Source organism: Massilia sp. ST3 (assembly GCF_018119405.1).
GTDB lineage: Bacteria > Pseudomonadota > Gammaproteobacteria > Burkholderiales > Burkholderiaceae_D > Telluria.
This window is the reverse complement of record NZ_JAGPWC010000011.1, coordinates 84,254-93,599: the sequence shown is the minus strand read 5'-3', so window position 1 is coordinate 93,599 and position 9,346 is coordinate 84,254. Positions and strand designations below refer to the sequence as shown.

12 protein-coding genes are annotated in these 9,346 nt (G+C 64.0%); 5 read left to right on the top strand and 7 right to left on the bottom strand.

The genetic code is table 11. From position 1 onward, the window contains the following. Positions 1-266: 266 nt before the first annotated feature. Both KBW98_RS05845 and KBW98_RS05840 read left to right on the top strand, forming a co-directional pair. The gene (locus tag KBW98_RS05845) at positions 267-650 is read left to right on the top strand and encodes a BlaI/MecI/CopY family transcriptional regulator (RefSeq protein ID WP_211519187.1); all 384 of its coding nucleotides are present in this window, start codon (positions 267-269) and stop codon (positions 648-650) included. A gap of 2 nt (positions 651-652) precedes the next feature. Further along, a complete protein-coding gene (locus tag KBW98_RS05840) occupies positions 653-844 on the top strand; it encodes an oxidoreductase-like domain-containing protein (protein ID WP_211519186.1) in 192 nt (63 codons plus the stop codon). Here the strand turns inward: KBW98_RS05840 and KBW98_RS05835 are convergent. Then, positions 841-2,481 (bottom strand): PDZ domain-containing protein, encoded by a 1,641-nt coding sequence (locus KBW98_RS05835; RefSeq protein ID WP_211519185.1) that lies wholly within the window; start codon positions 2,479-2,481, stop codon positions 841-843. The genes KBW98_RS05840 and KBW98_RS05835 overlap by 4 nt on opposite strands. 272 nt (positions 2,482-2,753) lie before the next feature. Here KBW98_RS05835 and KBW98_RS05830 point away from each other — a divergent pair, with 272 nt between their 5' ends. Further along, complete coding sequence (locus tag KBW98_RS05830) at positions 2,754-3,218, top strand: DUF421 domain-containing protein (protein WP_211519184.1); 465 nt, start codon at positions 2,754-2,756, stop codon at positions 3,216-3,218. Positions 3,219-3,394: 176 nt separating this feature from the next. After that, positions 3,395-3,985 (top strand): CHRD domain-containing protein, encoded by a 591-nt coding sequence (locus KBW98_RS05825; protein WP_229429002.1) that lies wholly within the window; start codon positions 3,395-3,397, stop codon positions 3,983-3,985. A 6-nt stretch (positions 3,986-3,991) separates the two neighbouring features. On the opposite strand, the gene gluQRS is transcribed toward KBW98_RS05825, so the two are convergent. Beyond that, a complete protein-coding gene (gluQRS, locus tag KBW98_RS05820) occupies positions 3,992-4,894 on the bottom strand; it encodes a tRNA glutamyl-Q(34) synthetase GluQRS (RefSeq protein ID WP_211519183.1) in 903 nt (300 codons plus the stop codon). A 54-nt stretch (positions 4,895-4,948) separates the two neighbouring features. Further along, positions 4,949-5,440, bottom strand: a complete 492-nt coding sequence (locus tag KBW98_RS05815; protein WP_211519182.1) for a nuclear transport factor 2 family protein — start codon at positions 5,438-5,440, stop codon at positions 4,949-4,951. A 131-nt stretch (positions 5,441-5,571) separates the two neighbouring features. Between KBW98_RS05815 and KBW98_RS05810 the strand changes: the two genes are divergently transcribed. Continuing rightward, positions 5,572-5,931, top strand: a complete 360-nt coding sequence (locus tag KBW98_RS05810; protein ID WP_211519181.1) for a hypothetical protein — start codon at positions 5,572-5,574, stop codon at positions 5,929-5,931. Here KBW98_RS05810 and rnk read toward each other — a convergent pair. From rnk to KBW98_RS05790, 4 genes are all read right to left on the bottom strand, one after another. After that, positions 5,928-6,335, bottom strand: coding sequence for a nucleoside diphosphate kinase regulator (gene rnk, locus KBW98_RS05805; RefSeq protein WP_211519180.1), 408 nt, complete (start codon positions 6,333-6,335; stop codon positions 5,928-5,930). The genes KBW98_RS05810 and rnk overlap by 4 nt on opposite strands. A gap of 411 nt (positions 6,336-6,746) precedes the next feature. Then, positions 6,747-8,048 (bottom strand): citrate synthase, encoded by a 1,302-nt coding sequence (gene gltA, locus KBW98_RS05800; RefSeq protein WP_211519179.1) that lies wholly within the window; start codon positions 8,046-8,048, stop codon positions 6,747-6,749. Between the two features lie 67 nt (positions 8,049-8,115). Further along, a complete protein-coding gene (locus KBW98_RS05795) occupies positions 8,116-8,382 on the bottom strand; it encodes a succinate dehydrogenase assembly factor 2 (RefSeq protein ID WP_211519178.1) in 267 nt (88 codons plus the stop codon). A gap of 237 nt (positions 8,383-8,619) precedes the next feature. Then, on the bottom strand, positions 8,620-9,330 hold the full coding sequence (locus KBW98_RS05790) for a succinate dehydrogenase iron-sulfur subunit (protein WP_211519177.1): 711 nt from the start codon (positions 9,328-9,330) through the stop codon (positions 8,620-8,622). Positions 9,331-9,346: the final 16 nt, after the last annotated feature.

Sequence of the window (9,346 nt, the reverse complement as noted above, 5' to 3'; positions counted from 1 at the left end):
CCGCCCATGCGGCCTGCGCCGACAAGGCGCCCGGCAGCCGCCTCACCTGGTCGCCCGCGGCAGACGAGACCATGACCGGGGTCTGCGAGCGCAAGGCGGGCAGGATGCAGTTCCGCCTGCGCGAATACCGCCGGTCGAACTAAGCGCCGATCCCGGCAGGTGAAAGTCGCGCTGGCGCGCCTGGCGGGTATGCGCTTCCTCCCACCTGCCGGACAGGCTCCAGGCGCCGGATGGACTTTGGCTTCTAGATCATTTAATCTAGATCCATGAGCACCACCGAAGCCCCACCCAAACCCACCCCGTCCGAGCTCGAGATGCTGCGCCTGCTGTGGCAGCTCGGCCCGGCCACGGCGCGCCAGGTCCACGAAGCCGCGACCGCCACGCGGCCCGACATGGGCTATGCCAACGTGCTGCGCCTGCTGCAGGTCATGCATGCCAAGGGCCTGCTCGCCCGCGACGAAAGCGCGCGCGCCCATATCTACGCCCCCGCCCAGCCGCAGGACAGCCTGCAGACCAGCCTCATCAAGGAGCTGATCCACAAGGCCTTCGCCGGTTCCGGCAAGGAACTCGTGCTTGCCGCCCTGCGCGGCGGCCATGTCAGCAAGAAGGAGCGCGAGGAAATCCAGGAGCTGCTCAAGCGCGAGGAGTAGCCATGGAACTGAAGCGTCCCGTCCCACCAGTCCAGCCCGAGCTGGAGGATTGCTGCCGCAGCGGCTGCGTACCCTGCGTTTTCGACCTGTATGAAGAGGCGCTGGCGCGCTATGAACAGGAGCTGGCCGCCTACGAGGAACTGGTCGCCCGCCAGACCGCCCTGACATCTCCAACGGCCGCGCGGCCTTCCTAAGGCTGAGTCCGCCTGCAACTCAGCTGCTTCTCGGTGCAGTAATAGGTTTGCCTCCCCTGGATTACCACTCCCACGCCACGGTCAAGTGCGTTGACGCCGCCCGTCGCAGCGAAACCACATCCCCAGACGAGATGCGTGCTGGACGCCAGGCGGCGTGGCTCTGTGCAGCTCGCGCTGCGCGCCGCGAATTCCTCCGGCGAACGATGGCCCGAAATGTCACCCTTGTGTCCGCGCATGCTGCTGACCGGCGTCAAGCATTCGAAGGCCTGCGCTTCTCCGCTGGGCTTGGTGCAGACAAGCACCGCCTCGAGGTAGGCTTGCCGACGCACGGGCTTCTCGGCTTCCCGCTGGGGAGCCGCACCCGCGCCGCCATGCGCGGCCTCGACATGGCCGGACGATTGCGGATGAGCCGGTATCATCGCGACTGGATGGCTGCCGATGGTTTGCCGCTGTCCTTCTTGCGCCACGCGGGACGCCGGTTGCTCGCGCCTGAGCATGGCAGGATCCGGCGGCGCCGCTTCGGCGCGCGTGGCTTGCGAAGGCGGGACGACAGCCGCCTGTCGCTGCCGTTCAGCGTCTGCAGCGATTCCGCGCAACATATCGTCGGTCTGCGCGCGCGCATGGGATTGCTCGGCATAGGCTTGCGCAGTTGCCTGAGTCGCCGCTTGCAAGCCTGCGGCGAAGTTGTTCCAGAACGCGGCCGACTCCCGGCGCGACTGCGCGCGACGCTCACGCAGGTTGGCCAGTATGGCTTCGGCCTCCCCCTCTCGCACATTGTGGAAAGTCCTTTCGACACGATCGTGTAGCTTTCGCTTGAGGGATCCGTCTTGATAAGAGAGCGTTTCCCATAGCATGGGATTCCAGAACGTCGACGAATGCTCGGCGACCGCGACCCTGCCCACATACTGATCAGCGACGAACATGCCCAGCACCCGCGGCGTCCCAGTCAAGCGGTACTGGAAGCGCTCGATATCCTTGCCCTCGTTGTAGACATGGACGCACTCCATCGTGCGGCCAAGGTCGGTCCATGTGAACTGCAGGATTTCGCCGGTATCGCGGACAAAGCTGTTGAGCCTCGCCAGTTCTGCGAAAAATCCCCAGTTCCTGGCGATCGCATCCGGATGCTGCAGCGCTTGCGTGTCCCCTGCCGGATCCACATTCGAAGAAGCCCCCATGCCCGGTTCGTTGGCGCCAACCAGCGGGCCCACACCTGCCTTTCGCAAGCTCAGCGTGATCGGCCGACGGCCCGGTTCGTCCGCTTTTTCCAAGGTCGGGCGAAGAACATGCACGTCGATGTCCGCCATTCCCCGACTGGCCAGGGCGACCTGCAACTGCTCGACGGTCCGAATGGCATTGCCTTCGATTTCATAGATCAGGTCTCCGACCGCCAATCCCGCGAGGGCTGCCATGCCGCCATCGGCAAGCTTGCTGACCCGTATACCTTTCACACATTTCTCCCCGCGAATATCGCAGTCCTCTCCGGCGGCGACCAATGCACCGATGCCTCCAGGCGGAGTGGCCGCGGAAGCGTCGAGCACGACGTGCCATGCGAGGACCAGCGCCAGCGCCAGGCCGGCGCCTTGCTGAAACAGGCGAGTAGGCCAACCGGAACCCCGGTCCGTGTTGAGATATTTCATGAATTAGCGTAAGAAATCTTTAAGCCTAGGCAATTTATTGTGGACAAGAAAGACATTGGCAGACGCGGATCCGTCAAGCGCCGGTAGTCCGAGAGGCAGCAGCCCATCACTCCACGGGTCTCGATGGCGGAGCGTCTTCCAAAGGGGCGAGTATAGTCGAGCTGTCAAGGGTCAACAATGTCCAGCGTCCGTTGCGAAAGTATTCGCACGCTTGAAATCGCCACGTTGGCAAATTGATTACAATTGGCTCAACGGTTCAAGCTGGGGGTCATATGTTCGACATGGAACTTCCTTGGTGGGAATTTATCGTACGGGGCCTGGTGGTCTACCTGCTCCTGCTGGTCATGGTGCGCCTGTCCGGGCGGCGGACGGTCGGCCAGTTCACGCCTTTCGACCTGCTCGTCGTGATGCTGCTGTCCGAAGCGGTGTCGAATTCGCTGTCGGGCGGCGACCAATCGCTGGTCGGCGGCCTCATCTGCGCCGCGACCCTGGTCGCCATCAACGCCGTGATCGCCGTGAGCACCACGCGCAGCAAGACCATGTCCAAGCTGGTGGACGGGAGCGCCGTGCTGGTCGGACGCGACGGCGTCTTCTTCGAAAAAGTGATGCGCGACTGCCGCTTGTCGGACGGCGACGTGGAGGAAGCGTTGCGCGAGCACGACTGTCCGCGTTCGGAAATGAAATGTGCTTTCCTCGAAGCGGACGGCGAAATCACCATCCTGCGTAATCCGCAATAGCGGCAGCCGACGACTTCTTCTGATTCCACCGGCACATTCCTGACGGAGGAATGTGGGCTGGATTTCCTTTGCCCCTTAGTACCGTGTGGCCACGCCGGTATGCCTGTGCTACTTTTTTCGCCAGCCTTCCTCGCGGGAGCGCTGCGTTGGTTTCTTTCCTAATCAGGAGGTATACCATGAAGAAAGTCTTGTCCGCGTTGGCGCTGGCCGCGTCCACGCTCGCACTTGCACCCTCCGCACTGGCAGTCGACTTCTACCGCGCCGTCTCGAGCGGACCGGGCGAAGCCACACCCAATCCTTCACCCGGCTACAGCATCGCCAGCTTCGAGCTCGACGGCATGATCCTGAGCGCGGACATTCCCTTCGCCGACCTCACCACAGGGACGGTGGCGGCCCACATCCATTGCTGCACCACCGAGAGCCTGACCGGCACGGCCGGGGTGGCGATCCCGCTGTTCGGCTTCCCGAGCGGCGTCACCTCGGGCAGCTACAGCCAGACCTTCGACCTGGCCGACCCGGCGGTGTATGACCCCGCCTTCCTGGCGGCCTTCGGCGGCACCGCGGCAGGCGCCAGCGCCGCCCTGCTCGATGCGCTGGGCGACAACACGGCCTACCTGAACATCCACACCACCCAATATCCGGGCGGCGAAATCCGCGGCTTCATGGTGGCGGCCCCGGTGCCCGAGCCGGGATCGTGGGCGATGCTGGGCGTGGGCTTGCTTGGCGTGGGAGCGATCGCACGCCGCCGCATGGGCCAGGCGAGCTAGCTGCGGCTAGCCCAGCGAAGCGCCCGGATGGCGTGCGAGCACCTGGCCCCAGGCCGGGACCGCCGCACGCCAGAAGGCATCGAGCGACCCGGCACGCTCGATGCCGAGATCGAGGAAACGCGCTGTCTGCAGCAGCGCGGCAATAGCGCTCGCCTCGTCGCCGGCGCTCACAGCCAGGGCGCCGGTCTGCTTGGACAGTTTCTCGCCATTGTCGTTACGCACCACAGGTACGTGCAGGTAGCGCGGCGTGGGCACGTCCAGCACGCGCTGCAGGAAGATCTGGCGCGGGGTGGAGTCGAGCAGATCGGCGCCGCGCACCACGTCCGTGACCCCCTGCTCTGCATCGTCCACGACCACCGCGAGCTGGTAAGCCCAGAAACCATCGGCGCGCTTGAGGACGAAGTCGCCCGACTCGCGCGACAGGTGCTGGGTCACCTCGCCGGCGAAGCGGTCGGTGAAATGGACGGTGTCGAAGCCAGCGTCCGGCACCCGCAGGCGCAGGCTGCGCATGCCGCGTCCCTCGGCCAGGCCGTAGCGGCAGGTGCCCGGATAGATGGCGGCGCCGTCCGGCGCGAAGCCCAGGCGCGAATCGGCGATCTCGCGCCGGTTGCAGCCGCAGGGATAGGTGTGCAGCGCGATGCGTTCGGCCGCCGCCTGGTAGAGATGCTTGCGCCGGCTCTGCCACACGATCTCGCCGTCCGCATGCATGCCCAGCGCCTCGAGCAGCGCCAGGATGCCCTCGGCCGCGCCGGGGACGCTGCGGCCTTCGTCGATGTCCTCGATGCGCACCAGCCAGCTTCCGTGGTGGAAGCGCGCGTCGAGATAGCTGGCCACCGCCGCCACCAGCGAACCCGCGTGCAGCGGGCCGGTGGGCGACGGGGCGAAGCGGCCGATGTAGGGGGTACTCACTGCTGCTGCCTGTTTGCGATTCGGGAAGGCGGCTACCTTAGCACAGGCGCACCATCAGGACTTCGCCTTCTTCGCGCTCTCGTCGATCAGCTTCCTGACCTGGCCGTTGACCTCGTTCGGCACCGCCATCGACAGCTGGTAATGCAGGATCTCGAAGCCGTTCTTCGTCTTGCGGATCACGCCGCTGGCCATGCAGGGGCCCATGTTCGGCGTGTCGAGCAATTCGTCGAACCAGATGATCGAACCGTCCGCCGAGGCATACACATTGCGGCGCGTGGCCTTGAAGCTCCAGGCCGACTTGCGCTCGAAATACTTCCTGGCCCAGGCCTTGAACTCATCGCGCTTCCACAGCTCGGTGCGGTCGGTGCCGATGTAGACGCCCTCTTTCGCCATCTTGTCGAAATAGGCCATGCGCGCGTTGGCCGCGTCCTCATGCCATTCGTCGACGAAGGCGTTGACCTGGCGGGTCAGGGCAGGATCGGTTTCGGCATTGGCGAGGCCGAACAGGCCCAGGAACAGGAAGCAGGCGGTCAGGAAGCGTTTCATGGGTGTCCTTTCATGTGCGTGGAATAGAGGCGCGAGCATTGTACACATTGAAATGTAACAAAATGTGCAAGATCGATGTTGGCGATGTGGGTGGTGTACATTTGCCAATATCGTAACTTCCTGGACAGGCGATGAAGCGACTGGCGGTGATGTGCTTGAGCATGCTGGCCCTGGCGCGGCCGGGCCAGGCGCAGCCGCCTGTTCCCGCATTGCCTGGCGCCGCCGAGATCCGCGCGGCCGCCCGCTCCCCTGCGCTCGAGCAGGCGCTGCGGGCCGCTTTGGCCGAGAACGCCGGGGCGCCGGACGAGAAGCCGAAGGCGAACTTCGGCAGCGATGCGCCTACCGCCTTCGCGCGCCAGTTCAGCGAAGCCAAGCTACCCAACTGCCTGCATGAGGACGGTCTCAAGCGCCAACCGACCTTCTTCCTCAGCGGCTACCTCGCCCTGCCCTTCATCCTGGTTGCCGGCGCCCGCGGCAGATGCCAGTTCTAGCGGTGCAGTTCGCCCGCGCGTTCCGGCTGGTACTCGATGCCGCGCACAGTGACGCGGAACTCGCCGCCATCGGGACGCTGCCAGCCGATGCTGTTGCCCACCCTCAGACCCAGTAAGGCGGTGCCGACCGGCGTCAGCACGGACAGTTGCTCGCCGCTGTCGGTCATGTCCTTTGGATAGGTGAGCGTCAGGGTGACTTCTTCCTCGGTGTGATCGAAGCTGAAGCGCACGCGCGAGTTCATGGTGACGACGTCGGGCGGCATGTCCCAGGGTTCGACCATCTCGGCACGGCCGAGTTCATCGAGCAGCGCATCGCGGGCGTTGGCCTGGGCGGCAGGCAGGCGGTCGAGCACGCGCTCCAGGCGCTCCAGGTCGAGCCAGGAAATAGTAATGGACGGTTTCATGTTCTAACTCCAGTGAGCGGCCGCTCTTTGGCGGCCATCGACAACAGGGACCAGCGGCGCCGTGGCGCCGATGACAGATGTGATGGAGGTCGCTCGGGAGGAAGTCGGATGGCGGGGTGAGCCCACCTGCTTCCTCACCGAGCCAAGGAAAGCCAGGCGAGGTTACGCGTGGAGTGCACCGCGCGGATAACGGGCGCGGCGGCGCGGCCGCCGAGAAGGCGGAAGGCGTGGCGCGTCATGGTGCGGTGTGCTTGGATCATGTGAGGAGTATAACTATTGTGACGTGAACGTCAACGCCCGAGACACATTTATACAATTTGTCGTGTCGCATTAACCACCAGGGGTTACCTTCCGGTCGTACAAATAAAAAAAGCGGGCCGCAGCCCGCTTCTGGTGACGCAGCGTTGCGAATTAGCGCTTGTCGATCGTCGGCACGTCGCGCACCGGCGAGCCCACGAACAGCTGGCGCGGGCGGCCGATCTTCTGTTCCGGATCGGCGATCATCTCGTTCCACTGGGCGATCCAGCCGATGGTGCGGGCCATCGCGAAGATACCGGTGAACAGCGAGACCGGGATGCCCAGGGCCGACTGCACGATGCCCGAGTAGAAGTCGACGTTCGGGTACAGCTTGCGCGACACGAAGTATTCGTCTTCCAGGGCAATGCGCTCGAGTTCCATGGCCAGCTTGAACAGCGGGTCGTCCTGCAGGCCCAGTTCGTTCAGCACTTCGTGGCAGGTCTCGCGCATCAGCTTGGCGCGCGGGTCGAAGTTCTTGTACACGCGGTGACCGAAGCCCATCAGCTTCACGCCCGAGTTCTTGTCCTTGACCTTCTCGATGAAGGCCGGGATGTTCTCGACCGAGCCGATTTCCTTCAGCATGGTCAGTGCGGCTTCGTTCGCGCCGCCGTGCGCCGGGCCCCACAGGCAGGCGATACCGGCTGCGATACAGGCGAACGGGTTGGCGCCCGACGAACCGGCCAGGCGGACGGTCGAGGTCGACGCGTTCTGCTCGTGGTCGGCGTGCAGGATCAGGATGCGGTCCAGGGCGCGCACCAGCACGTCGTTGACCTTGTACTCTTCGCACGGGTTGGCGAACATCATGTGCATGAAGTTCGCGCTGTACGACAGGTCGTTGCGCGGGTACATGAACGGCTGGCCGATCGAGTACTTGTAGGCCATGGCGACCAGGGTCGGCAGCTTGGCGATCAGGCGGATCGCCGAGATCTCGCGCTGCTTGGCGTCGTTGATGTCCAGCGAATCGTGGTAGAACGAGGCCAGCGCGCCGACGGTGCCGACCAGGACCGACATCGGGTGCGCATCGCGGCGGAAGCCACGGAAGAAGAAGTTCATCTGCTCGTGGACCATGGTGTGCTTGGTCACGGTCTCGTCGAACTTTTTCTTCTGCTCGGCGTTCGGCAGTTCGCCGTTCAGCAGCAGGTAGCAGGTTTCCAGGAAGTCGCAGTTGACGGCCAGCTGCTCGATCGGGAAGCCGCGGTACAGCAGCTCGCCCTTGTCACCGTCGATGTAGGTGATGCTCGAGTTACATGCTGCGGTCGACATGAAGCCAGGATCGTAGGTGAACTTGCCGGTCTGGCCGTACAGCTTGCGGATGTCGATGACGTCCGGGCCGATGGTGCCCTTGTAGATCGGCATGTCGACCGACGGGCTGCCGTCCGAGAACGACAGGGTGGCTTTGGTATCAGAGATGTTCATGGCACTTCCTTCTATGGGAGTGAAATCAAAATATATAAAACGAAACCTCGCGAAACCTCGGTTCCGCTCACGCTTGCCGCAGCCGCGCCAGCAGGGCGCGCACGTGCGGCAGGTCGACCTCGCCTTCGGGCTCGGCGCGGGCCAGCAGCAGGTCCATCAGCGGGTTGTCCGCCAGGTCCAGCAAGCGGGTCAGCGCATCGACGTCCTCGTCGCTCAGGTCCGCTTCGTGTGCGTCCAGGAAGCGCGTGAGTATCAGATCGTTCTCGAGCAAGCCCCGGCGTGCGCGCCAACGCAGGCGGGCACGGTTGGCTGGGTCGGATTGATGCGTTTTCACACTAGAGTCCGTTGTTGGGTCAACACTATACTCCGGCTGCCGGGAATTGGCAGTACGGTACTTTTACTGTATTTGCGGCAAAAATGCGGGCTGATCGGCCACATTCATGCTGGTTGAACGCGTGGACGGGGAACCCGTCCACCCTACAGCCAGCGCTACGTAGGGTGGACGGCTCTGCCGTCCACGCGTCCAACCACCGCCCGAACCATCGCAACGACGGTCCGGACGAATCCGAGCTTAGATCGCGCGGCGGACCAGCAATTCCTTGATCTTGCCGATCGCCTTGTTCGGATTCAGGCCCTTCGGGCACACGTCCGTGCAGTTCATGATCGAGTGGCAGCGGAACAGGCGGTACGGGTCTTCCAGGTTGTCCAGGCGCTCGTTGGTGGCTTCGTCGCGCGAGTCGGCGATGAAGCGGTAGGCCTGCAGCAGGCCGGCCGGGCCGACGAACTTGTCCGGGTTCCACCAGAACGACGGGCAGGAGGTCGAGCAGCAGGCGCACAGGATGCACTCGTACAGGCCGTCGAGCTCTTCGCGCTCTTCGGGCGACTGCAGGCGCTCTTTCTCCGGCTTGATCGAATCGTTGATCAGGTAGGGCTTGATCGAGTGGTACTGCTTGAAGAACTGGGTCATGTCCACGATCAGGTCGCGGATGACCGGCAGGCCCGGCAGCGGGCGCAGCACGATCGGCTGGCTCAGTTCGTTCAGGTTGGTGGTGCAGGCCAGGCCGTTCTTGCCGTTGATGTTCATTGCGTCCGAGCCGCACACGCCTTCGCGGCAGGAGCGGCGCAGGGCCAGCGAGTCATCGACGTCGGACTTGATGCGCTGCAGGACGTCGAGCAGCATCTTGTCGGTGTCTTGCAGCTCGACGGTCACGTCTTGCATGTAAGGCTTCGTATCCTTGTCCGGATCGTAGCGGTAAATCTTCAGTTGGACGGTGCGTGCCATGTTTTTACCTGTCATT